Source organism: Bradyrhizobium sp. CB1717, from assembly GCF_029714325.1.
Taxonomy (GTDB): domain Bacteria; phylum Pseudomonadota; class Alphaproteobacteria; order Rhizobiales; family Xanthobacteraceae; genus Bradyrhizobium.
The window spans coordinates 2,712,979-2,736,420 of record NZ_CP121666.1 but is presented as its reverse complement, the minus strand read 5'-3'; the positions used below and the strand labels follow the sequence as shown (position 1 = coordinate 2,736,420).

Sequence of the window (23,442 nt, the reverse complement as noted above, 5' to 3'; positions counted from 1 at the left end):
CCTAAAGAGCTAGCTGAGCGCCGCGTCGACGGCGCGCTTGGCCATCACCGTGACGAGATGCGCACGATAATCGGCTTCGGCATGGATATCGGAGGTGAGGCCGTCGGTATCGATCTTGATCGCCGCGATCGCGGAGGCATCGAAATTGCCCGACAGCGCCGCCTCCATCGGCGGCACGCGGAACACGCCTGGCCCCGCGCCGGTGACGGCGACGCGAACCCCATCGGCGAATTTCGCGACGAACACGCCGACCAGCGCATAGCGCGAGGCCGGCGCCTTGAACTTTGCGTAGCCTGCCTTGAGCGGCACCGGGAAGCGGATCGCGGTAATGATCTCGCCCGACTCAAGCGCGGTCTCGAACAGCCCCAGGAAGAACTTGTCGGCCGCGATCTCACGTGTGCTGGTGATGACGGTCGCGCCGAGGCCGAGCACCCCGGCTGGATAATCAGCCGCCGGATCGTTGTTGGCAACCGAGCCGCCGATGGTGCCGCGGCTGCGCACGGCGGGATCACCGATCATCGAGGCCAGCGCCGCGAGCCCGGGGATTTTTGCCTGGACGAGTTTTGAGGCCGCCACCACTGCATGCGGCGTCATTGCGCCAATGGTGATGGTGACGCCGTCGTCAGTGATCCCCTTCAGCGATCCGAGCTTCGACATATCGACCAGCGCGACGGGGCTCGCCAGCCGCTGCTTCAGCGTCGGGATCAGCGTCATGCCGCCGGCAACGAGCTTGCTGTCCTCGATCGAGGTCAGGAGCTTGGCCGCGTCGGGAATCTGGCCCGGCTGGTGATAGGCAAACGGTTTCATTTGTTGTCCTCCCTATTCCGCCGCGACGGGCAGCGACGCGTTCTGCAGCAGGCGCCAGATCCGGTTCGGCGTCGCCGGCATGTCGACATGGGTGACGCCGAGATGCGACAGCGCATCGACCACCGCGTTGATGACGGCGGCGGGCGAGCCGATGGTGCCGACCTCGCCGCATCCCTTCACACCCATCGGCGTGTGCGTGCACAGCGTCGAATGCGTCGCGACCTTCATCATCGGCAGATGATCGGCGCGCGGCATGCAGTAGTCCATCAGCGAGCCCGACAGCAGCTGGCCGGAGCCTTCGTCATAGACTGCGTTCTCGAACAGCGCTTGGCCGACGCCCTGCACGATGCCGCCATGCAATTGCCCCTCGACGATCATCGGGTTGATGACCGTGCCGACGTCGTCGACCGCGGTGTAGTTCACCAGCGTCACCGTGCCGGTCTCGGGATCGACCTCGACCTCGGCGATGTGGCAGCCGCCGGGATAGGTGAAGTTGACGGGGTCGTAATAGGCCTGCTCCTCCAGCCCCGGCTCCAGCACTTCGAGCGGATAGTCGTGCGGAACGTAGGCGGCGCCCGCGATCTCCTCGAAGGTCTTGATGCGGTCCGTGCCCGCGACGGAAAATTTTCCGGCCTCGAACTGGATATCGGCCTCGGATGCTTCGAGCAGATGCGCGGCGATCTTCTTGCCCTTGACGATCACCTTGTCGGTCGCCTTCGACAGCGCGGCGCCACCGACGACCAACGAGCGCGAGCCGTAGGTGCCCATGCCGAACTGCACCCGATCGGTGTCGCCAAAGACGATGTCGACATTCTCGAAGGCGACCCCTAACTTGTCCGAGACGATCTGCGCGAAGGTCGTCTCGTGGCCCTGGCCGTGATTGTGCGTGCCGATCATCACCGTGACCTGGCCGGTCGGATGCACACGCACCGTGGCGCTCTCGTAGAGACCGCCGCGCGCCCCCAGCCGTCCTGCGAAGCGCGACGGCGCAAGGCCGCAGGCCTCGACATAGGTGGAGTAGCCGAGCCCGCGGAACTTGCCCTTGCTGGCGGAGGCAGCCTTGCGGAGGCCAAAGTTCTTGACGTCGGCGGCGACCAGCGCGCCGTCGAGACAACCCATGGGATCGCCGGAATCGTACTGCACCAGCACCGGCGTCTGATAGGGATAGGCCTCCTTCGGGATCATGTTGCGGCGGCGGAGCTCGACACGGTCGATCCCCATTTCGCTGGCTGCGACATCGACGATGCGCTCCAGCACGAAGGTCGCCTCGGGCCGGCCCGCGCCGCGATAGGCATCGACCGGCACGGTGTTGGTGAAGACCACCTTCACATTGCAGTAGATCGCCGGCGTGGTGTAGACGCCGCCGAGCAAGGGACCATAGAGATTGGTCGGGATGTTCGGCCCGAAGGTCGAGAGATAGCCGCCCATATTAGCGAGCGTGTTGACGCGAAAGGCGAGGAATTTTCCGGTCTCGTCGAGCGCGAGCTCGGCCTCGGTGACGTGATCGCGGCCATGACGATCGGACACGTAACCCTCCGAGCGACTCGCGACCCATTTCACCGGCCGCATCACCCGCCTGGCGGCCCAGGTGATCACGGCCTCCTCGCCGTAGTGGAACTGCTTGACGCCGAAGCCGCCGCCGACATCGGGCGCGACCACCCGCAGCTTGTGCTGGGGAATGTTCAGCACCAGCGCGCCCATCAGGAAGCGCACGACATGCGGGAACTGGCTGGTGGTCCACAGCGTGAAGCGATCCGTGCCCGGCTCGTATTCGGCGATCGCCGCGCGCGGCTCCATGGGGTTGCCGATCAGGCGGTTGTTGACGAGGCTGAGTTTCGCGACATGCGCCGCTTTCTTGAAGGCGGTTTCGACCGCGGCCTTGTCGCCGAGCTCCCAGTCGCAGCAGATGTTGTTCGGCACGTCGTCGAACAGTTGCGGTGCGCCCGGCCTGATCGCCTCGAGCACGCCGACCACGGAGGGCAGCACATCGTAGTCGATCTTCAGGAGCTCGACACCCGCATTCGCCTGTTCCGGCGTTTCGGCGATGACGAAGGCCACCATGTCGCCGACGAAGCGCACCTTGTCCTGCGCCAGCATCGGGAACGGCGGCTCCTTCATCGGCACGCCCTTGGCATCGGTGATGCCCCAGCCGCAGGGCAGCGACCCCAACCCGTCGTCGGCGACATCGTCGCCGGTCAGCACGGCGATGACGCCGGGCGAGGCCAGCGCCGCGCTCTTGTCGATGCCGCGCAGCACCGCGTGGCCATGTGGCGAGCGCACGAACACACCGGCCGTCATGCCCGGACGCTTGATGTCGGAGACGTAATTGCCGCGGCCGGTGAGGAAGCGCTGGTCCTCCTTCCGCTTCGGTGCGGCGCCGATGCCGATCACATTGCCCATGATCACTCTCCCTTGGCGGCGTGCATGGCGGCCGCGCCGGCCATGACCGAGACGACGATGTTCTGGTAGCCGGTGCAGCGGCAGATATTGCCTTCGAGGCCGTGACGGACGTCGGCCTCCGTCAGGTCCGGCTTCTCGGCCGCGAGAGCCACGGCCGTCATCAGCATGCCCGGCGTGCAGAAGCCGCATTGCAGGCCGTGATGCTCGCGAAAGGCTTCCTGCATCGGATGCATCCGGTTCGAGCCCGGCGCGCCTTGGAGACCTTCGATGGTGAGCAGGCTCGCGCCATCGAGCGCGGGCGCGAGCAAGGTGCAGCTCTTCACGGGAAGACCGTCGAGGTGCACCACGCAGGCGCCGCACTGGCTGGTATCGCAGCCGATATGGGTGCCGGTGAGGTTGAGCTGCTCGCGCAGGAGCTCGGCGACGAGCGTTGCCGGCTCGACGTCCACGGTGGTTGGCCGTCCGTTGAGGGTGAAGGATATCTGCACGGTCATACTCCTGTGCGCGACGGGTCTAGGCGAGTGGAAGGGCGCTGCCGGTGGCCCATGTGGCCATCACGACATCGCCGACGGTGAAGGGATCTGCGAAGAAGGTCTTTTCCGGGACATAGGCCACGAACTCGTCGTCCGGCACGGTGTCGAGCATGACCTTGACGAAATAGCCCTGGTATTCGATCGCGAGCACGCGGCTCCGCAGCGATGTGGTGCAACCGGGCGGCAGCTCCTTGCCGGGTCTCACCAGCGCAACATCGTCGCGGCGCACAGCGATATCGACCTTGTCGCCGACGCTGACGGTCGGACGGGCCTGTAGCGGCACCTCGATCCCAGAGGGCGCGGCCTGTGCGAGCGTAAAGCTCGCGCCGTTGACCTTCTCGACGCGGCCGGACAGTACGTTCTGCCCACCCATGAATTCGGCAACGTAGCGGTCGTGCGGATGGGCGTAGACCTCGCGCGCCGGGCCCGCCTGCTTGATCCTGCCCTGCTCCATCACCACGACGAGGTCGGCAAGCGCGATCGCCTCGAGCTGGGTGTGGGTGACGTGGATGAAGGTGATGCCGAGCTCCTGCTGCATCCGCCGGAGCTCCTGGCGCATCTGGACGCGGAGCTGCTCGTCGAGCGCCGACAGCGGCTCGTCGAGCAGCAGCACGCGCGGCTCGGTGATCGCGGCACGCGCCAACGCCACGCGCTGCTGCTGGCCGCCTGAGAGCTGGGCCGGCAGGCGGCCGGCGAATTGCGTCAACCGCACCTTCTCGATCATGGCGTCGGCAGACCGCAGCCGATCGGCCTTGGACATGCCGCGCACGCGCAAGGCGAAGGCGATGTTCTCGCGCACGGTCAGATGCGGGAACAGCGCATAGGACTGGAACATCATCGCGGTGCGGCGCTGCACCGGCGCGAGCCCGACGACGTTCTGCCCGCCGATCACGATCTCGCCTGCGGTCGGATCCTCATGGCCCGCGATCATGCGCAGGATCGTGGTCTTGCCGCAGCCGGAGGGGCCGATGAAGCAGCAATAGGCGCCGTCTGCGATCTTGAGGTTGACGCCGTCGACCACATTGGTCACGCCGTCAAAGCTTTTGCAGACGCCTGCCAGTTCGATATCGCCGCGATCGTTCTTCATTCCTAACCCTTTGTGCGGGTGCCGCGCTTCTTCTGAATCAACACGATGGTGCCGAGGCTGGCGCCGATGACGAAGAAGGAGACGATGGTGGTCACCGTGCCGAGCGCGTAGAGCGAGGGCGAGGTGACGTTCAGCGTCATGCTCCAGATCTCCAGCGGCAGCGTGTTCAGCGAGCCCGCGGTCTGCAGGCTGCGCGCGAACTCGTCATAGGACAGCGTGAAGCCGAACAGCGCGACCGCGACGAGGCCCGGCGCGAGCACCGGGATCATCACCAGCCGGATCGATTGCCAGCGGCTGGCGCCGAGATCGTAGGCCGCCTCCTCCCAGACATGGTTGAAGCGCGACATCACCGCGAACATCACCAGCACGCCGAACGGCAGTGTCCAGGACAGCTGCGCGCCCAGCGCCGAGGTATACCAGCTGGCATTCAGCCCGAGCGCCTGGAACAGGAGCCCCGTGCCGAGGCCGAGCACCAGGCCGGGCGCAACCAGGCTGCCGATCATCATGTAGAAGACGACGGTGTCGCCGCGGAAACGCCTGCGGAAGCCGAGGCCGGCGAGGAACGACACCACCACCGTGATGACGGTGACGATCACGGCGAGCTTGATCGAACGGTCGAACGAGCCCTGGACGTCGCCGGTCCGCACCTGGGTGAAGAGATCGACGAACCAGTGCATCGACTGGCCCTTCATCGGGAAGACGAGGCCGCCGCGAATGTCCTGGAACGACAGGATGTAGATGCAGAACATCGGGCCGTAGAGCGCGAGCACGTAAGCCGCAAACAGTGTCGCCAGCACGTAGAACGTCCAGGGCCTGCCGCCCTTGCTCGGCGCGATCGCCTTGCCGGTTGCGGGCGCAATCGTCTCCGGCATCTCAGCGAGAACCGCGCTCATCGCGTGATCTCCTGCCGGATATCGACGGTGCGCAGGATCAGCGAGACGATCGCGACCAGCACCAAGGTCAGCAGCACGGCGCTGGCCGCCGCCGTCGGATATTGCAGCACACCGACGTCCTCGTAGAAGGCGCTGACCACCGAGGCCGAGCCGCCGCCGGACATCACCTTGACCACGAAGAAGTCGCCCATCACGATCGAGATCACGAAGATGGTGCCGAGCGCGATGCCGCTCTTGGACATCGGCACCACGATCAGGCGCATGATGTCGAAACGGCTGGCGCCGGCGTCGATCGCGGCCTCGATCAGCTTCTTGTCGATCCGCGCCATGGAGTTGAAGATCGGCACGATCATGAAGATCGTGAGCTGGTGGACATAGGCAATCACAACCGCGAGGTCGGAGAACAGCAGCACCTCGAGCGGCTGACGGATCGCGCCGGTCGCCAGGAGCGCCTGGTTGATCAGGCCTTCCTTGCCGAGCAGCGGGATCCAGGAAATCATCCGGATGATGTTCGAGGTCCAGAACGGCACCGTGCAAAGGAGGAACAGGCCGATGGCGAGCAACTGGTTGCGAACGTGAAACACCAGAAAATATGCGACGAAGAAGCCGATGATCAGCGTGAAGATCCAGGTCAGCACCGTGAACTTGATCGTCGCCAGATACAGCTTCAGCGTCAGCGCTGAGTGCAGCACCTCGACATAGCTCGCCAGCGTGAAGCCCGGCGTCAGCCCGCCAAAGCCGTCGGTGGCGAAGAAGCTCGCCGCCAGCACCACCAGGATCGGCCCCACGAAGAACGGCACGAGCACCAGGACCAGCGGCGAGACATAGAGCCAGCCGACCAGGTTGGATCGCGATGGAGTTGGACTCTGAGCTGGACTTGGCTGCATGTCAGCGAACGCCTCGACGTCGATCTCATCCGCCGGCGCGTCGCCGCGCCGGCGCCTGTCGTCAGGGAAAGCAGGTTTCAGGCCACCTTGAAGTCGTTCCAGCGCTTGTTCATGTAGGCGGCCTCGTCCATCAGCGTGTTCCAGCACGAGATGTTCTTGACGCGGTCGAGGAACGAGCCGCCGTCGCGCTTGGTGCCGGCCTTCTCCATCGCGACACCATAGGGATCGTTCACGACCTCCGGCGCGGGCTGGCCCTCGTACCAGAACGCCCATTCCGCGGGGGTGAGGAATTTCTTCGCGGTCGAGGGCACCGGGCTGTAATAGCCGTAGCGCGCGACGAAGCCGCCCTGCCAGCCCGAGAGGTACCAGTTGAGATATTCATAGGCGGCATCCAGCTTCTTGCCGGACAGATGCTTCATCAGGCCCATGCCGTTGCACCAGCCGCGGTAGCCTTCCTTGCCGTTCTTGACGTTCACCGGCGCATAAACGCAGGGAATCTCTTTCACGCGGACCGCGGCGACCGCCGGCGACCACATCGACTGGATCACCACCTCGCCCGCCGCCATCAGCTGCACCGATTGGTCGAAGGTGGTCCAGGTTGCGCGGAACTGGCCCTGCTTCTTCAGCTCGATCAGCTTGTTGCAGGTGAAATCGATCTCCTCCTTGGTCATGTTGCCCTTGTTGCCGTACTTGATCAGCCCGGCGCTTTCGAAGCAGAGCGCGGCGTCCATGATGCCGATCGCGGGCACGTCGAGGATCGCGGCCTTGCCCTTGAATTTGGGATCGATCAGGTCCTTCCACTCGGTCACTTCATGGCCGACCAGGTCGGGGCGGTAGCCGATGGAGTCGGCGTTGTAGACCTGCGGCAGGAAGGTCGCCCATTCGGTGACGCCGTCGTTGAGATCGGTCGCATCGGGCTTGGCGATGTACATGGCTTCATAGGGCGAGATACCCTGGCGCGGTATCTTGTGGCCGTCGATCTCGCCCTTGGTGAAGATCGGCAGGATGTTGTCGAACTCCTTGACCTTCTTGACCTCGATGCCCTGGATCACGCCGCGCTTGGCGGCGAGTTTCGCCTGCCAGCCCTCGAGATCGGCGATATCGACCGTATTAGGCTGGCTTATGAAGCGGTTGATGGCGGCGGAGGTGTCGAGGTTCTGCATCGTCACCTTGAAGCCGAGATCCTTGGCCGCCTGGTCGCCGATCGCCTTCACCACCGAATAGGACACGCCGACATGGCGCAGCTCGATGTCCTTGATCTCCTGAGCCCAGATGGTCGGGAATCCGCAGATCGCGTCCGACCCCGCGGCTGCGCCCGCAACTGCGGCCGCCCCCTTCAACAGTGTGCGCCGGCTCAGCTTTTTCGCGAGTCCCGCTTCCGTTCCCGCCGGATCGGAAGTGGATGTCCCCTTAATCCTGTCAGACATGGCAACCCTCATTGGTTACGATGAACGCTCGCCCCGATCGCCACTGATCGGCTGCGGATGTGATCAGTTGCGCGTGAGGCTATGGCTGAGTTTTTGCGAAGTAAAATTGGAAGTAAAAATTCGCGATATAAACGCGGCTAATGGATCGGACCGCTGCATCTGCTTTTGGCAGCGCGCATAAGAAGGCATCAGGACGTGCATACAAGGCCGGCGATCGGACGATGCGGCAACCTCCGCATCGTCAGCATGATCGGTGCCGCATTGCTCGTCGCGGCGACAGGTCGCGCAGCGTGCGCGAGCGAAATCGTGATCGCACCGTCGCGCATGAAAGCGATCGGCACGGTCGATGCGCGCTTCCAATCCTACAACGTCGAGATGGTGGAGGTGACGGGCGGGCGTTTCTGGAAGCCTTACGCGCAAGGCGGGATGCAGCACGATCGCTATAGCGACAGGCCTCCGATTGATCTCGCCAACCCGCGCCTTCGCAAGCTCGCGGCGGCGCTGTCGCCGGCCTATATCCGCGTCAGCGGCACCTGGGCAAACGCGACCTATGTCGCGGACACCGAGACCGCGCCGTCCGCAGCGCCTCCTGGCTTCAACACCGTGCTCAGCCGCGCGCAGTGGCGCGGCGTCGTCGACTTCGCCCGCGCGGCCGATGCGGAGATCGTGACGTCCTTCGCCATCAGCCCCGGCAGCCGCGATGCAAATGGCGTGTGGATGCCGGACCAGGCGCAGCGCCTCATCGATGCCACGCGCTCACTCGGCGGCCGCATCGCCGCCGCCGAGTTCATGAACGAGCCGACGCTTGCGGCGAACGGCGCGCCGCCGGGATATGACGCGGACGCGTATGGCCGCGACTTCAAGATCTTTCGCACGTGGATCCGGCGGTCGTCGCCGGAGACGTTGATCCTCGGCCCGGGCTCCGTCGGCGACTCTCCATCTCCGTCAGCCGGCGGCATCCGAACGCGCGATCTGCTCGCAGCAATGGGACCGGGCCTTGATCGCTTCTCCTACCATCACTACGGCACGCTCTCGCCCCGCTGCGGTGTCCATGACGATCCGTTGCAAGCGCTGTCGGACGAGTGGCTGGCCCGCACGGACGCCACGCTCGCCACGTACCGCGCGCTGCGCGACGCGTTCGAGCCGGGCAAGCCGATCTGGTTGACGGAAACGGCGGACGCCGCCTGCGGCGGCAATCCTTGGGATGCGACCTTCCTCGACACGTTCCGCTATCTCGACCAGCTCGGTCGTCTGGCGCGAGCCGGCGTGCAGGTGGTGATGCACAACACGCTGGCGGCCAGCGACTATGGCCTGCTCGACGAAGGATCGTTTCGTCCACGGCCGAACTATTGGGCCGCCCTGCTGTGGCGGCGCCTGATGGGCACGACCGTGCTCGAGGCAGGAACGACCTCGATGCCCGGTTTTCACATCTACGCGCATTGTCATCCCGCGACGAAGGGCGCCGCGTCCGTGCTTCTCATCAACACGTCCCGGAACGCACCGCACCTCGTGACGCTGGCAGGCCCTGCCGAGCGCTACACGCTGCAGGCTGATCGCCTGCAAAGCGCGACCGTCCGGTTGAATGGCGAGCCCATGGAATTGACCGCCAACGACGACCTGCCGCGCCTTGCGGCGCGCACCGCGCCTGCGGGCCGGCTCCGCCTGCCGCCGGCCAGCATCACCTTCCTGGTGATGCCGGACGCCGCGGCCTGTCGCTGACGCTAGCTGCTATTTCAGATCGTCGCGCGCCGTCTCCGGCGCCAGCAGGGTCGCGATGATCGTGATGATAGAGAGCCCGATGATGTACACCGACACGGCCCAGTACGATCCGGCCCACGCCAGCAGCGCGGTTGCGATCAACGGCGAGAAGCCGCCGCTCAGCGCGGCTGCGACATTGGCGCCGAGCGAGGCGCCGCTGTAGCGCACCTGGGTGCGGAACAGTTCCGGCATGAATGCCGCCTTCGGTCCGAACAGCAGCGCATGCGTCAGCGTCATCGTGACGACGAGCGCGAGCGTGATCAGCGCGGGTTCTTTTGTGTCGAGGAACCAGAACAGCGGGAACGCCAGCGCCACCGAGAATACGCCGCCGGCCAGATACAGCGCCCTTCGGCCGAAAATATCGGACAGCCAGCCGGCGAGCGGCAGCGTCGCGAACTCGACGATCGCGGCATAGACCACGGCATCCAGGATCACCTGCCGCGGGAGGCCGAGCTTGGTCGTGGCGTAGACCACCGTGAAGACGGTGAGGAGATAGGCGAGCCCCACCTCCGACACCGTGATGCCGATCGCCAGCAGGAAGCTGCGCCAGTCGCGTCGCAGCACTTCCAGCACCGGCTGCGCCAGCACCTCCTTGCGCTCGACGACTTCCTTGAAATGCGGCGTCTCCGCAAGCCTCAAGCGAACGACGAAGCCGATGCCGACCAGGAGGATGCTGATCAGGAACGGCACGCGCCAGCCCCAGCTCAGAAAGTCGGCTTCGGGCAGCTTGGTCATCAGGGCGAAGATGCCGGTGGAGGCAGCGACGCCGACGGGAAAGCCGATCTGCACCAGGCTGCCGTAGAAGCCGCGGCGGTTGCCGGCATGCTCGATCACCATCACGACCGCCCCGCTCCACTCGCCGCCGAGCCCGATGCCCTGGACGAAGCGCAAGGCGATCAGCAGGATCGGCGCCCAGACGCCGATCTGGCTGTAGGTCGGCAGACAGCCGATCAGGAACGTGCCGAGCCCCATCGCGATCATGGTCGCAACCAGCATGGTCTTGCGGCCGAGCCGGTCGCCGTAATGCCCGATGATCGCCCCGCCGATCGGCCGCGCCACGAAGCCGACCGCATAGGTCGAGAACGCGACCAGCGTGCCGACGAACGGGTCGAAGCTCGGAAAGAACAGCTTGTTGAAGACGAGTGCCGCGGCCGTGCCGTAGATCAGGAAATCGTACCATTCGATCGCGGTGCCGAGCGCACTCGCCCACACCACATGCGCCGTCGTCGATCTCTCCGTCGCCGCGGCGACCCCCGTTGCTGCCGTCATGCCATGCCCCAAAAGATTCCAGACGGCATCATGGCTAAACGCAGGGAGGGTTGCAACTTGTCCGCGCATCGCCGTCGACGATGACCACAGCGGGAGACAGTTGCGCACAACAGCGTCAACGCCCGTCATTGCGAGGAGCTTTTGCGACGAAGCAATCCAGACTGCGTCCGCGGAGGGACTTCTGGATTGCTTCGCTGCGCTCGCAATGACGGTGTTGAGGCAGACGTGCATCCCGCCTCACCATCGTCGTCCTGGCGAAAGCCAGGACCCATTACCCCGGTCAGCGTTATCAAACACGCACTGTGGCCAAAGCGTCCGAACAACAGCCTGCGGTGGGTCCTGGCTTTCGCCAGGACGACACCGCGTATTGGGCGCCGACATTCCAACTCACCGCTCTCAGCCCCGGCCCCGTGGAACCCATGCCATTCTCTTATTCGCCATTGACAAACTCATTCGCTAATATCTAACTTAGCGCCAACCCATAAACCCGCCGCCCCAAGCGGCCCATAAAAAGCGAGGGAACGACGATGAGAGTGTTTCTGGCCGGCGCCATGCTCGCGGCCATGACTTCGGCTGCCATGACCACCGCAGCTACCGCGCAAATGTCCGACGATGCGGTGCGGATCGGCGTGCTGACGGACCTGTCGAGCTGGGGCCGCGACAATTCCGGGCCGGGATCGGTCGAGGCCGCCAAGATGGCGGTGGAGGAATTCGGGCCGACGGTGCTCGGCAAGCCGATCGAGATCATCAGCGCCGATCACCAGATGAAGACCGATGTCGGCGTGCAGATCGTGCGCGGCTGGTTCGACAACGGTAAAGTCGACGCCGTCGTCGACATCCCCAATTCCGGCATCGCGATCGCCGTGCACAACATGGTGCGCGAGCGCAACAAGATCGCCCTGCTCTCCGGCCCCGGCGCGAGCTCGCTGACGGACGAGCTGTGCAGCCCCAACACCGTGCACTTCACCTACGACACCTACGCGCTGTCGAAGGTGACGGCCTCCGCCGTGATCAAGGAAGGCGGAAAATCCTGGTACTTCATCACGGCGGATTACGCCTTCGGCCAGCAGCTCGAGAAGGACGCGACGCGCTTCATCAACGAGATGGGCGGCAAGGTGCTCGGCGGCGTGAAGCATCCGACCAACACCGCCGACTTCTCCTCCTTCGCGCTGCAGGCCCAGAGCTCGAAATCCGACGTCGTCGCCTTCGCCAATGCCGGCCAGGACACCGACAACGCCATCAAGCAGTCCGGCGAGTTCGGGCTCGTGCAAGGCGGCCAGAAGCTGGTCGGCCTGTTGATGTTCGACACCGACGTGCATGCGATCGGGCTGAAGGCCGCGCAGGGCACCTACATGACCACGGCCGCGTACTGGAATATGGACGAGGCAACCCGTGCCTGGTCCAAGAAGTTCTACGAGCGCACCAAGGTAATGCCGACCATGATCCATACCGGCGTGTACGGCTCGGTGCTGCATTATCTGAAAGGCATCAAGGCCGCCGGGACCGACGATCCCGCCAAGGTGATGGCCAAGATGCGCGAGCTGCCGATCGAGGATATCTTCGTCCACGGCGGCAAGTTGCGCGAGGACGGCCGCGTCATCCGCGACATGTATCTCGCCAAGGTGAAAACGCCCGAGCAATCCAAGGAGCCCTGGGATTATCTGGACATCGTCAAGACCGTGAAGGGCGAGGACGCCTTCCGTCCGGTCTCCGAGTCCAAATGTCCGCTCCTGAAGAAGTGAGGTGAGCGATGACCGGCAACGAGCACAACGCAGTTGAGACTTACGAGTGCGACGTGCTCGTGGCCGGATCGGGTTGCTCCGGCATGTCGGCCGCGATCACCGCACGCCACCGCGGCCTCGACGTTCTGATCGTCGAGAAGGAGCCGCGCTTCGGCGGCACCACCGCTCGCTCCGGCGGCTGGCTGTGGATTCCCGGCACCTCGCTGGCGAAGGCCTATGGCATCGAGGAAACACCGGAGCAGGCGCGCACTTACTTGCGGCACGAAGCCGGCAACAATTTTGACGCCGCGCGCGTCGACGCCTTCCTCAGCGCCGGCCCCGAGGCCGTCGATTTCTTCACCACCAAGACGGCGCTGCGCTTCGACATGCCACTGGTGTTTCCGGACTATCATGCCGAAGCGCCGGGCGGCGCGCAGGGCGGGCGCTCCATGGTGACGCGCCCGTTCGACGGCCGCGAGCTCGGCGACCAGATCAAGACGCTCGGCATGCCCCTGCCGGAGCTCACCGTGTTCGGCATGATGCTTGGAAGCGGCAAGGAGATCATCCATTTCATGCGCGTGACGAAGTCGCTGACTTCGGCGGTTTACGTCGCAAAGCGGCTGTCGCGGCACCTGATGGACGTGCTCCGCTACGGCCGCGGCATGACGCTGACCAACGGCAATGCGCTGGCTGGACGGCTGGCGAAATCGGCGCAGGATCTGAAGATTCCGATGTGGCTGTCCTCGCCGGTGCGCGAGCTGACGGTCGAAAACGGCACTGTCACCGGCGCCATCGTCTCGCGCGAAGGACGCGACGTGCGCGTTCGCGCGCGGCAAGGCGTCGTGCTCGCCTGCGGCGGTTTCCCGCATGATGTCGAACGGCGCAAGAAGATGTTCCCGCACGCACCGACCGGCAACGAGCATTTCTCGCCCGGCCCGACCGGCAACACTGGCGACGGCCTGCGCCTTGCGGAAAGCGCCGGGGGGCGCATCGAGGACCGCCTTCCGAACGCGGCAGCTTGGGTGCCGGTATCGCTGACGACGCGCAAGGACGGATCGAAGGGCGTGATGCCGCACTTCATCGACCGCGCCAAGCCCGGCGTGATCGCGGTGATGCGCGACGGCAAGCGCTTTGCCAACGAGGGCAATTCCTATCACGACTTCGTCCAGGCAATGATCAAGGCCGCCAAGCCTGGCGACGAGATCGCGGCGTACCTCGTCTGCGATCACCAGACGCTGCGCAAATACGGTCTCGGCTGCGTGCCGCCCTTCCCGATGCCGCTGGGTCATCACCTCAATACCGGTTACCTCATGCGCGGCGACACGCTGGAGGCGCTGGCGGCAAAGGCCGGCATCGATGCGAAGGCGTTCACCGAGACGGTCAAGCAGTTCAATGCGACCGCGCCGTTGGGGCATGATGCCGCCTTCGGCAAGGGTTCAAAGGCCTATAACCGCTATCAGGGCGACGCGCTGCATGGCCCGAACCCCTGCGTCGCGCCGATCGAGAACGGCCCCTTCTACGCCGTCAAAATGGTGATCGGCGATCTCGGCACCTATGCCGGCATCGTCACCGACGAGAACGCGCGGGCGCTCGATGGCGAAGGCCGGGTGATTCCCGGCCTCTATGCCGCCGGCAACGACATGGCGAGCATCATGGGCGGCAATTATCCCGGCGCCGGCATCACGCTTGGGCCGGCGCTGACCTTCGGCTACATTGCCGGCCGTCACCTCGCCGAGAGCGCCGCGAGGCGCAACGCGGCGTAAGCCAACGTCTGGAGGCGTATGAAGAGAGAAAGCCGCGGCATCCAGTCGATCGAGGTCGGCGGAGAATTGCTCCGCGCCCTCGCCAGAAGCGGCGAGCCGATGATGCTGCGCGATCTCGCGCGCGAGGCCGGCATGACGCCGGCCAAGGCGCATCCCTATCTTGCCAGCTTCTCCCGCATCGGCCTGATCGAGCAGGACGAGACCACCGGCCGCTACGAGATCGGCGCGCTCGCGCTGGAGCTCGGCCTGATCAGCCTGCGCCGCCTCTCCGGCGTGCGCATCGCAGGGCCGAAGATCGCTGCGCTTGCGAGCCAGATCGGACATGCGGTCTCGCTGGCGGTCTGGGGCACGCATGGCCCGACCGTGGTGCAGCCAGAGGAGCCCGGCCAGCCCGTGCACATCGTGATGCGCGCAGGTTCAGTGATGGCGCTGTTGGAGACCGCGACCGGCCGTGCGTTTGCTGCCTTTCTGCCGGAGAAGACGATCAATGCCGCGCTCGAAAGCAGCCTCGACCGCCTTGGCGTGGGTTACAATCCGAAGCGGGCGGTAAAAGGCGCGAAGGTCGCCGACATGCTCGCCGAGGTGCGCAAGCACGGCCTCGCCCGCGCGCTCGGCGATCCCCTGCCCGGCGTCAACGCATTCTCGGCGCCGGTGTTCGACCATTCCGGCCATGTCGCGCTGGTCATCACCGCGATGGGGCCGGAAGGCACTTTTGATGCGCGCTGGGACAGCCCGATCGCGCATGCCCTACGCGACTGCGCCGGTGGTATCTCGAAACGGCTGGGTTATGGGATGACGGTTGCGGCGGAGTGAACGATAGTTCTCCGGATCGTCCTGGCTTTCGCCAGGACGACATCAAAGGCGTGGAGCGACTTCGCGCCCTTACTTCACCGGCACCGTGTAGTTCAAAATCAGCCGCCCACCATCCGGATAGATCGTCTGCCCGGTGATGTAGGACGCATCGTCGCTGGCCAGGAACGCCACGACCGAGGCCACCTCGCTCGGCTCGCCGCCGCGGCCGGCCGGCGTACGTGACATCACGGTCTTGCGGGCATCCTCCGAGGTGTAGATCGAAGACGCCACCATGTCGGTCAGAATCGTGCCCGGCCCGACCGCGACGACACGGATGTTGTGCGGGGCAAGCGCGACGGCCGCGACCGACGTCAGCTGCTTCATGCCGCCCTTCGACATCGCGTAGGTCGCAAGCGCCGGGATCGCCAGCAGCGCGTTCACCGAGGACATGTTGATGATGACCCCGCCGCCGCTACCTTGCGCGATCATCTGCTTCGCCGCCGCCTGGACGCCGAAGAACGCGCCTTTCAGATTGATGCCGATGATTTCGTCGAACTCCTCTTCGGTAATCTCGAGGATGTCCCGGTTGCGGGCGACGCCGGCGTTGTTGACCATGATGTCGAGCCGGCCGAACTCCTTCACGGCGGTGGCAACGAGCTGGTCGACGTCCGCGCGCTTGGCGACATTGCCGACGACGGTACGCAGCGCATCCGGCCGCCCGAGCTCGGCGGCCGTCGCGGCAAGGCCGTCGGCATCGACATCCGAGATGACGACCTTGACGCCGTCATCCAAAAACCTCTTCGCACAGGCCTTGCCGATGCCGCGCGCCGCGCCGGTGATGGCGGCGACCTTGTCCTTGAGCTTCATATGTGCGCCTCCCGAAAACGGGACGCCCTATCGAGCGTCAATTCGCCGCTGACCTTGCCGCAGCCGGCATGTAGATCTGCGCGTAGCCTTCCTTGATCGCGGCGGTGATGCGATCGAGGCGGCGGTCGATGTGCTTTTCCAGCACCGACACGCAGGCCTCCTCATTGCGCGCCTTGAGGCCTTCGACCACGGCACGGTGCTCGGCTTGCGTATTCGAGCGGTTGATGCGGTCCATGTCGATCCAGCGCACGAAGCGGATGCGGGCATTGACGTTGCGCAACACGCGCAGCATCTCGGCATTGTTCGACATCCCCATCAGCCGCTCGTGGAAGGTCTCATCCAGCTCGACCAGCTCGACCGAGGTGCGCTCGCCGGGATCCGGGCCGGTGGCTTCGAGGAATTTCAACAGCGCGTCGATGTCCTCGTCCCTGGCGCGCTTGATGGCGAGGCGGATCGCGGCGACCTCGATCGACTTGCGCAGCTCGTAGAGATCGAAGATCTCGTGCGCGTCGAGCTCGCGGCAGAAGAAGCCCTTGCCCGGCGTGAAGCGCAGGAAGCCTTCGGTGTTGAGGCGATTGAGCGCTTCACGCAGCGGCGTGCGGCTGACGCCGAGGCGTTTGGCCAGCTCGCCCTCGTTGAGCCGCTCGCCCGGCTTGAACTCGTAGCTCACGGCCATCGCCTTGAGCTGCTCATAGACGCGATCGACGATACTGTCGGAAGCCAGTTCCACGTTGCTCATCATCAGCTGCATTCATGCCCGAACACAGCCCAATATACCGGGGCTGTGTGGACAATGGCAATGCAAACCACAGTTCAGCAGAGCTTGTTCAGAGCTTTGCGACGGCCGGACTCAGGTAAACGCGCGCGGGCGCAGTCCAGCATGAAACCACGTGATCATGGAATAGATGTCGTAGACGGGCAAGCCAACCTCGGCCTGCAAGGCAGCCGCATAAGGCGGCATGTTGGTGCATTCGAGCACGATGGCGCCGACATCAGGGTTTTTCGCGACAAGCTCCTTGCCGGCCTCGACCACGTCGCGCTCGGCCAAACTGACGTCCATGTCGTCCTTCTCGGCCTTGATCAGGACGCGAAAAAACTCCTTGCCGTGCTCGGTGCCGACCAAGGGCGTATCGAGCGGCACGCCGGCGCCTTCGAGATGCGCCGGCGTCAGGGTCGAGCCCGACACCGTGACGAGGCCGACGCGCTTGCCGGGCGGCAGGGTCGCCTGCACCCACGGCACCTGCATCAGCGACGAGGTCGCGACGGGAACGCCGACGGCGGCCGCGATCTCCTTCTGGAACAGCGAGAGGAAGCCGCAATTGGTGGTGATGGCTTCGGCCCCGAGCCGCACGAGGTCCTTCGCAGCATCGATGAAGTCAGGCAGCAGGCCGGCCGCGCCCTTCAGCACCACTTTCTCCGGCGAAGCGCCGCTCACCACGCGATAGAGCACTGGGAAGGGCCAGGTCGTGCCGTTGCCCATGTCGCCGGGGATGCGGGGGAAGCGTGCTTCCAGCATCAAGATGCCGAGCGGCGCGCCGTAGACGGCCTTGCCGCCGCGGGCAATACGAGAAGGCGAGTTGGCAGGATAGGTCATGGTGCGATCTCAGAGGAAGCGATCGGGAGAGAACGGCGCGAGCGGAATTTCGGGCTGCTTGCCGCTCAGAAGCTGGGCGACGAGACGGCCAGTGCGCGCGGAGCCGACCAGGCCGACATGGCCGTGGCCGAAGGCGTAGACGATGTCGCGCGAGGCGCGCGCGTGGCCGATGCAGGGAAGTCCATCCGGCATGCTCGGGCGATGGCCGAACCAGGTCTTGATGCGCGAGGGCGGAATGTCCTTCGGCAGTTTCGGGAACATGCCGAGCAGGTGGTCGCGCAAAATCTCGGCGCGCTTCCAGTTCGGCGCGGCCTCGAGGCCGGCGATCTCGACCGTGCCGGCGGCACGCAGGCCCTTGTTGGTCCAGTTCACCACCATCTTGGCGTCGGACGCCATCATCGAGCTGCGCGGACCGGACTCGGGATTCTCGATCATGACGTGATAGCCGCGCTCGGTCTCGAGCGGCAGGGGATCGCCGACCGATGCGGTGAGCTGCTTCGAGCGCGCGCCGGCGGCGACCACCGCGGCATCGCAAGGAATCTCGCCGGTCTCGGTGAGAACGGCCACGAGCTTGTTGCCGGAGAGCTTCAGCCCGGTCGCTCTGGCCCGCACGTGCTTGGCGCCACTGGCAATCGCATGATTGGCAAGGGCCGCGACATAGGCGCCGGGATCGCGGCAGCGACCCGCCTCCTCCACCACCACGCCAAAGGTGTAGCGCGGATGCAGGTCCGGCTCGCGCTGACGCATCTCGTCGGCGTTGAGCTCCATCCACTCGACGCCGACCTTCCTGCGCAGGCGCCAGCCGAGATCGTTGTCGAAATTGCCGCGCGACGGGAAGACATGCATTACGCCGTTGCGCTCGACCAGGTCAGGCACACCGGCTTCTTCCGCCAGCTTCCGGTGCAGCAGCGGCGCGTCCTTCAGGAGATCGCGCAGTGCAAAGGCCGTCTTCTCGACCCGCGCCGCGGTCCAGCCCGAGAGCAGGTACTTGATCAGCCAGGGCAAGGCCTTCGGCAAGTAAGACCAGCGGATCGCGAGCGGCCCGAGCGGATCCATCAGATAGCCCGGCACCTTCTTCCAGACGCCGGGCTCCGCCGGCGGGATCACCGAATGCGAGGAGAGCCAGCCGGCATTGCCGTAGCTCGCCGCCTGTTCGCCGCCCGGCTCGCCCGGATCGATCAGCGTGACGCGATGCCCCTCGCGCAGCGCCTCGATGGCGCTGATCACGCCGACCGCGCCGGCTCCGATGATGGCGACGTGGCGGCCTTCAGGCATCGCTTACGCCTTCACCTGTGGCACAAAATCCTTGCCGACCGAGATCGCCCTGGAATCGATGATGCAATGGAGGATCGACGGCTTGCCCGAGGCCAGCGCGCGCTCGAACGCCGGCGCGAACTCCTCGGTGCGCTCGACGCGCTCGCCATGCCCGCCAAACGCCTTGGCGTACATTGCGAAGTCCGGATTCTTGAGCTGGGTGCCGACGACGCGACCGGGATAGTCGCGCTCCTGGTGCATACGGATGGTGCCGTACTGCGAATTGTCGACGACGATGACGACGAGCGGCGCGTCATACTGCACGGCGGTCGCGAATTCCTGGCCGTTCATCAGGAAGCAGCCGTCGCCGGCGAAGGCGACGACGACGCGATCCGGATATTGCCGCTTGGCGAGCACCGCCGCCGGAACGCCATAGCCCATCGACCCCGAGGTCGGCGCGAGCTGGGCGGCAAAGCTGTGGAAGCGGTGATGGCGGTGGATCCAGCCGGCATAATTGCCGGCGCCGTTGCAGACGATCGCGTCCTTCGGCAGCCGGTCGCGCAGCCAGGTCATGACCTGACCGTACTGGAACGTGCCCGGCAGTTCGCGCGCCTTCTCGGTCCAGGCGAGGTAATCGGCATGCGCCTTGGCGGCCTCGCCCTTCCAGGCAACCGCGCCGGCGGGCTTCAACGTCTCGACGGCCGCGGCGAATGCGGCCGGCGTCGCCTGGATAGCGAGCTCGGGCTGATAGACGCGGCCAAGCTCTTCCGAGCCCGGATGGACATGGATCAACTTCTGCTTCGGCGAGGGAATGTCGAGCAGCGTGTAGGACGAGGACGGCATCTCCGACATGCGGCCGCCGATCAGCAGGACGACGTCGGCATTGTCGATGCGCGCCTTCAGGCCCGGGCTCGGCCCGATGCCGAGATCGCCGGCATAGTGCGAATGATCGGCATCGATCAGCGAGGCCCGGCGGAACGAGGTCGCAACCGGCAGGTCGAACCGCTCGGCAAAGCGCGCGATGCTCTTGGTGGCTTCGTCCGTCCAACGCGAGCCGCCGAGGATGACCAGCGGCGCCTTGGCGCTCGCAAGCATTGCGCTGACGCGCTCGATATCCGATGGCGCCGGCCAGCTCACCGCCGGCTCGATGCGCATCGCATCGGCCACGGCGGCGGTCTCAGTCAGCATGTTCTCCGGCAGCGCGATCACGACGGGACCAGGACGGCCCTGCATGGCGACGCGGAAGGCGCGCGCGACCAGCTCGGGAATGCGGTCGGGGCGATCGATCTCGACAGCCCATTTCGCCATGGGACCGAACACCGCCTTGTAGTCGAGCTCCTGGAACGCCTCGCGCTCGCGCATGCCAGTATCGACCTGGCCGACGAACAGGATCATCGGCGTCGAATCCTGCATCGCGATGTGGACGCCGTGGCTGGCATTGGTGGCGCCGGGGCCGCGGGTGACGAAGCAGACGCCCGGCCGGCCCGTCAGCTTGCCATAGGCCTCCGCCATCATCGCGGCGCCGCCTTCGGCGCGGCAGATCACGACGTCGATCGGGCTGTCATGTAGCGCATCGAGGGCCGCCAGATAGCTCTCGCCCGGCACGCAGGTGACGCGCTCGACGCCTTGGGCGACGAGCTGATCGATCAGGATCTGGCCCCCGGTGCGGGTGTTGCGAATGGTCATGACAGCTCCCTGCAGGCTTTGGCGATGCGCATCACGGCTTCGCGCAAGTTTTGTTCCGGGGGTGGCGTAGGACAGGCGGACATCAGGTGCAAGGCCGATGCAAACAGTGCAGCCGGCATCGGCACGCATGTCAGCCGCGCGCGGCGATTGCGATCACCTCGATGCGATAGGCGGGATCGGCGAGCTCGACCTTGCCGCAGGCGCGGGTCGGCGCGTTGCCCGGCACGACCCAGGCGTCATAGACCGCGTTCATGGCGTCGAAATCGTCCATCGACTTGAGCCAGACCTGCACGCTGAGCAGGCGCGACTTGTCGGTGCCGGCGCGCGCCAGCATGTCGTCGACCTTGGCCAGCGCCTCTTTTGTCTGCTGGGTGATGTCAGCGGTCTTGGTGTCGGCGACCTGTCCTGCGAGAAAGACGAGATCGCCGAACACGGAGGCGCGGCTGCGGCGGGCGTTCTGGTCGATGCGGGTGATATCTGACATGGGATGTCCCTTTACTTGCCGGTGGCGACGATGCGGCGGCAGTGATCGAGTGCAGCGCCGATGAGATTGTCGCTCGCCTCCGGCGTGCGGAAGGCCGAATGCGCCGACAAGGTCACGTTCGGCAGTTTTGTCACGGGATGGCCCGCCGGCAGCGGCTCGACAGTGAAGACGTCGAGGCCGGCATGGGCGATGTGGCCCGAGCGGAGCGCCTCCAGCATCGCGTCTTCGTCCACGATGGCACCGCGCGCGGTATTGATCAAAATGCTGCCCTTGCGCATCTGCGCGATGCGCTCGCGCGACAGAAAGCCCTTGGTCTCGTCATTGAGCAGAAGATGCAGCGAGACGACGTGGCTCTCCGCCAGCAGCTTCTCCAGCGAAACGAACGCGACGCCCGGATGCGTCTTCGGCGTCCTGTTCCAGGCGATCACCTTCATGCCGCAGCCCGCCGCCATGCGTGCCGTTTCCGCCGCGATGCCGCCGAAACCGATCAGGCCGAGCGTCTTGCCGGTGAGCTGCATCGCGTCACGGCGCAGCCAGTTGCCCTCGCGCAGGCCGCGGTCCATCTCGCCGAAATTTCGCGCGGAGGCCCACATCAGCGCGATCGCGCATTCGGCGACCGCCGTGTCGCCATAACCCTTGATGGTGTGGACGGAGATGCCGCGCTGGCTAAGCTCTTCCGGATTCATGTAGCTGCGCGCGCCGGTGCCGAGGAAGACGACATGCTTGAGCGCCTTGCACTCCTCGGCAATCGCCGTCGGCACTGCAGTGTGGTCGACGATCATGATCTCGGCATCCGCGAGCAGGCCGGGCAGATCGTCGGGCTTGATCGAGGGATTGCGGTTGATGCCAACAGGCAGTTTCGCCGCGCCCAGCAGCTTCTCGGTGACCGCGGCCAGCGTGTCGTTGGCATCGACGAAAACAGCACGCACAGACTTTCTCCTCTCAATCCCGGATCGCAGACCGGACCGCGACCCGGCCGGGTATCACTCGATTTTCTCTTGCTTTGCCAACGGACTAGGCTCCGAAATGCCTCATCGCCCAAATCGCCGGCAAAGTCGCAATACCATATTGCATTACGATCTGAATACAGAAATAGTCCACGAGCCGGAGCTGTTGATCATTCCCCAGGGGAGCACTGACATGAACCGCAGGGACGCACTCACCACCGTCGCGCTGGCGGGCGCCGCAATGGCCGCAACCGTCTCGGCCAAGGCCGATACCGCGCCGACCTCCACGCTCGATCGCATCAAGAAGACCGGCGTGCTGCGGATTGCGGTCATCGCCGGCCAGGACCCCTATTTCCACAAGGACCTCGCGACCAATCAATGGTCGGGCGCCTGCATCGACATGGCGAACGACATCGCGGGCAAGCTCGGCGCCAAGGTCGAGCCGCTGGAATCGACCTGGGGCAACCAGATCCTGGATCTGCAGGCAGACAAGATCGATCTCGCCTTTGCCGTGAACCCGACGCCCGAGCGTTCGCTCGTCATCGATTTCTCGACGCCGATCCTGGTGCACTCCTTCACCGTCATCACCAAGAAGGGCTTTGCCAAGCCTGCGACCTGGGCCGAGCTCAACAAGCCCGAGGTCAAGATTGCGGTCGACATCGGCTCGACGCACGAGACGATCGCGCGCCGCTACTGCCCGAAGGCGAACATCCTCGGCTTCAAGACGCGCGACGAGGCGATCCTCGCGGTCTCGACCGGCCGCGCCGACTGCAACGTCTCGCTGGCGGTGCTCTCGATCTTCACGCTGAAGAAGAATCCGACGCTTGGCGAGCTCGCGATTCCGCGGCCGCTGCTGACGTTGCCGACCAATCTCGGCATCCGCGCCGAAGCCGATCGCCGCTACAAGGATTTCCTCAGCGCCTGGGCCGATTACAACCGTTCGCTGGGCCAGACCCGCGAATGGCTGCTGAAGGCCTATGAAACCGTCGGCCTCAGCGCCGACGACATTCCGGGCGAAGTGCAGTTCTGACGGCGATCTAAAGCGGATTGGCTTTAAGCTGAATCGACCAGCCGCGGGCTCCTTAACCTCGTCCGCTTGCTGCAGAGGTCGGCATAGGCGGCCTTTGGGCCGCCGTTCTGTAAGACGCCGATGCTTCGCATCGGTATGGCGCCGGGTGGGGGTTCTCTCCGCACAGGGGTTTTCGCTTGCGAAGAGACCCTCTCCCCAACCCTCTCCCGCAAGCGGGAGAGCGAGCGCACCCCCTTTGTTGCA

At 65.3% G+C, this 23,442-nt stretch carries 20 protein-coding genes; 5 read left to right on the top strand and 15 right to left on the bottom strand.

Translation table 11 applies throughout. The features are described from left to right. Positions 1–9: 9 nt before the first annotated feature. The 7 genes from QA649_RS12950 to QA649_RS12920 all read right to left on the bottom strand — a co-directional run bounded on the left by QA649_RS12950 (position 10) and on the right by QA649_RS12920 (position 8,034). Positions 10–807 (bottom strand): xanthine dehydrogenase family protein subunit M, encoded by a 798-nt coding sequence (locus QA649_RS12950; protein ID WP_283024520.1) that lies wholly within the window; start codon positions 805–807, stop codon positions 10–12. Between the two features lie 12 nt (positions 808–819). Further along, positions 820–3,207: a xanthine dehydrogenase family protein molybdopterin-binding subunit gene (locus QA649_RS12945; protein WP_283024519.1), complete on the bottom strand. Its 2,388-nt coding sequence runs from the start codon at positions 3,205–3,207 to the stop codon at positions 820–822. 2 nt (positions 3,208–3,209) lie between these two features. Next, entirely contained in the window at positions 3,210–3,701 is a 492-nt protein-coding gene (locus QA649_RS12940; protein WP_283024518.1) for a (2Fe-2S)-binding protein, read from the bottom strand. Between the two features lie 19 nt (positions 3,702–3,720). Next, positions 3,721–4,827 carry an ABC transporter ATP-binding protein gene (locus QA649_RS12935; RefSeq protein WP_283024517.1) on the bottom strand — a complete coding sequence of 369 codons (1,107 nt, stop codon included), beginning with the start codon at positions 4,825–4,827 and terminating at the stop codon, positions 3,721–3,723. A 2-nt stretch (positions 4,828–4,829) separates the two neighbouring features. Then, positions 4,830–5,720: an ABC transporter permease subunit gene (locus QA649_RS12930; protein WP_283024516.1), complete on the bottom strand. Its 891-nt coding sequence runs from the start codon at positions 5,718–5,720 to the stop codon at positions 4,830–4,832. Beyond that, positions 5,717–6,607, bottom strand: a complete 891-nt coding sequence (locus QA649_RS12925) for an ABC transporter permease (protein WP_283024515.1) — start codon at positions 6,605–6,607, stop codon at positions 5,717–5,719. Before QA649_RS12925 ends, QA649_RS12930 begins: the two co-directional genes overlap by 4 nt. A 77-nt stretch (positions 6,608–6,684) precedes the next feature. Beyond that, on the bottom strand, positions 6,685–8,034 hold the full coding sequence (locus QA649_RS12920) for an extracellular solute-binding protein (RefSeq protein ID WP_283024514.1): 1,350 nt from the start codon (positions 8,032–8,034) through the stop codon (positions 6,685–6,687). A gap of 306 nt (positions 8,035–8,340) precedes the next feature. Here QA649_RS12920 and QA649_RS12915 point away from each other — a divergent pair, with 306 nt between their 5' ends. Further along, positions 8,341–9,753, top strand: coding sequence for a hypothetical protein (locus tag QA649_RS12915; RefSeq protein ID WP_283024513.1), 1,413 nt, complete (start codon positions 8,341–8,343; stop codon positions 9,751–9,753). Positions 9,754–9,762: 9 nt separating this feature from the next. Here QA649_RS12915 and QA649_RS12910 read toward each other — a convergent pair whose 3' ends face one another. After that, positions 9,763–11,061, bottom strand: coding sequence for an MFS transporter (locus tag QA649_RS12910; RefSeq protein WP_283024512.1), 1,299 nt, complete (start codon positions 11,059–11,061; stop codon positions 9,763–9,765). Between the two features lie 527 nt (positions 11,062–11,588). On the opposite strand from QA649_RS12910, the gene QA649_RS12905 reads away from it, so the two are divergent. Genes QA649_RS12905 through QA649_RS12895 form a run of 3 tightly spaced genes read left to right on the top strand, consistent with a single transcriptional unit; the run spans position 11,589 to position 15,358 of the window. Further along, the gene (locus QA649_RS12905; RefSeq protein WP_283024511.1) at positions 11,589–12,803 is read left to right on the top strand and encodes an ABC transporter substrate-binding protein; all 1,215 of its coding nucleotides are present in this window, start codon (positions 11,589–11,591) and stop codon (positions 12,801–12,803) included. Between the two features lie 8 nt (positions 12,804–12,811). Beyond that, a complete protein-coding gene (locus QA649_RS12900; RefSeq protein ID WP_283024510.1) occupies positions 12,812–14,545 on the top strand; it encodes an FAD-dependent oxidoreductase in 1,734 nt (577 codons plus the stop codon). 18 nt (positions 14,546–14,563) lie between these two features. Next, on the top strand, positions 14,564–15,358 hold the full coding sequence (locus tag QA649_RS12895; RefSeq protein ID WP_283024509.1) for an IclR family transcriptional regulator: 795 nt from the start codon (positions 14,564–14,566) through the stop codon (positions 15,356–15,358). A 69-nt stretch (positions 15,359–15,427) separates the two neighbouring features. Here the strand turns inward: QA649_RS12895 and QA649_RS12890 are convergent, their stop codons facing one another. From QA649_RS12890 to QA649_RS12860, 7 genes are all read right to left on the bottom strand, one after another. Then, a complete protein-coding gene (locus tag QA649_RS12890; RefSeq protein WP_283024508.1) occupies positions 15,428–16,204 on the bottom strand; it encodes an SDR family oxidoreductase in 777 nt (258 codons plus the stop codon). Between the two features lie 37 nt (positions 16,205–16,241). Further along, entirely contained in the window at positions 16,242–16,946 is a 705-nt protein-coding gene (locus QA649_RS12885; RefSeq protein WP_283024507.1) for a GntR family transcriptional regulator, read from the bottom strand. Between the two features lie 108 nt (positions 16,947–17,054). Next, positions 17,055–17,798: an aspartate/glutamate racemase family protein gene (locus QA649_RS12880; RefSeq protein WP_283024506.1), complete on the bottom strand. Its 744-nt coding sequence runs from the start codon at positions 17,796–17,798 to the stop codon at positions 17,055–17,057. Between the two features lie 9 nt (positions 17,799–17,807). Further along, the gene (locus QA649_RS12875; RefSeq protein WP_283024505.1) at positions 17,808–19,073 is read right to left on the bottom strand and encodes an FAD-binding oxidoreductase; all 1,266 of its coding nucleotides are present in this window, start codon (positions 19,071–19,073) and stop codon (positions 17,808–17,810) included. A 3-nt stretch (positions 19,074–19,076) separates the two neighbouring features. Next, a complete protein-coding gene (locus QA649_RS12870; protein ID WP_283024504.1) occupies positions 19,077–20,738 on the bottom strand; it encodes a thiamine pyrophosphate-binding protein in 1,662 nt (553 codons plus the stop codon). 130 nt (positions 20,739–20,868) lie between these two features. Then, positions 20,869–21,222: a RidA family protein gene (locus QA649_RS12865; RefSeq protein WP_283024503.1), complete on the bottom strand. Its 354-nt coding sequence runs from the start codon at positions 21,220–21,222 to the stop codon at positions 20,869–20,871. Between the two features lie 11 nt (positions 21,223–21,233). Then, positions 21,234–22,151: a D-2-hydroxyacid dehydrogenase family protein gene (locus tag QA649_RS12860; protein WP_283024502.1), complete on the bottom strand. Its 918-nt coding sequence runs from the start codon at positions 22,149–22,151 to the stop codon at positions 21,234–21,236. A 211-nt stretch (positions 22,152–22,362) separates the two neighbouring features. On the opposite strand from QA649_RS12860, the gene QA649_RS12855 reads away from it, so the two are divergent. Continuing rightward, positions 22,363–23,199, top strand: a complete 837-nt coding sequence (locus tag QA649_RS12855; RefSeq protein ID WP_283024501.1) for a transporter substrate-binding domain-containing protein — start codon at positions 22,363–22,365, stop codon at positions 23,197–23,199. Positions 23,200–23,442 lie beyond the last annotated feature (243 nt).

Coding starts and splice junctions, on each gene's coding strand:
- QA649_RS12930 (WP_283024516.1), bottom strand. CDS start 5,720: ATGAGCGCGGTTCTCGCTGAGATGCCGGAGACGATTGCGCCCGCAACC.
- QA649_RS12895 (WP_283024509.1), top strand. CDS start 14,564: ATGAAGAGAGAAAGCCGCGGCATCCAGTCGATCGAGGTCGGCGGAGAA.
- QA649_RS12875 (WP_283024505.1), bottom strand. CDS start 19,073: ATGCCTGAAGGCCGCCACGTCGCCATCATCGGAGCCGGCGCGGTCGGC.
- QA649_RS12905 (WP_283024511.1), top strand. CDS start 11,589: ATGAGAGTGTTTCTGGCCGGCGCCATGCTCGCGGCCATGACTTCGGCT.
- QA649_RS12950 (WP_283024520.1), bottom strand. CDS start 807: ATGAAACCGTTTGCCTATCACCAGCCGGGCCAGATTCCCGACGCGGCC.
- QA649_RS12920 (WP_283024514.1), bottom strand. CDS start 8,034: ATGTCTGACAGGATTAAGGGGACATCCACTTCCGATCCGGCGGGAACG.
- QA649_RS12855 (WP_283024501.1), top strand. CDS start 22,363: ATGAACCGCAGGGACGCACTCACCACCGTCGCGCTGGCGGGCGCCGCA.
- QA649_RS12870 (WP_283024504.1), bottom strand. CDS start 20,738: ATGACCATTCGCAACACCCGCACCGGGGGCCAGATCCTGATCGATCAG.
- QA649_RS12890 (WP_283024508.1), bottom strand. CDS start 16,204: ATGAAGCTCAAGGACAAGGTCGCCGCCATCACCGGCGCGGCGCGCGGC.
- QA649_RS12900 (WP_283024510.1), top strand. CDS start 12,812: ATGACCGGCAACGAGCACAACGCAGTTGAGACTTACGAGTGCGACGTG.
- QA649_RS12865 (WP_283024503.1), bottom strand. CDS start 21,222: ATGTCAGATATCACCCGCATCGACCAGAACGCCCGCCGCAGCCGCGCC.
- QA649_RS12925 (WP_283024515.1), bottom strand. CDS start 6,607: ATGCAGCCAAGTCCAGCTCAGAGTCCAACTCCATCGCGATCCAACCTG.
- QA649_RS12885 (WP_283024507.1), bottom strand. CDS start 16,946: ATGATGAGCAACGTGGAACTGGCTTCCGACAGTATCGTCGATCGCGTC.
- QA649_RS12940 (WP_283024518.1), bottom strand. CDS start 3,701: ATGACCGTGCAGATATCCTTCACCCTCAACGGACGGCCAACCACCGTG.
- QA649_RS12945 (WP_283024519.1), bottom strand. CDS start 3,207: ATGGGCAATGTGATCGGCATCGGCGCCGCACCGAAGCGGAAGGAGGAC.
- QA649_RS12935 (WP_283024517.1), bottom strand. CDS start 4,827: ATGAAGAACGATCGCGGCGATATCGAACTGGCAGGCGTCTGCAAAAGC.
- QA649_RS12880 (WP_283024506.1), bottom strand. CDS start 17,798: ATGACCTATCCTGCCAACTCGCCTTCTCGTATTGCCCGCGGCGGCAAG.
- QA649_RS12910 (WP_283024512.1), bottom strand. CDS start 11,061: ATGACGGCAGCAACGGGGGTCGCCGCGGCGACGGAGAGATCGACGACG.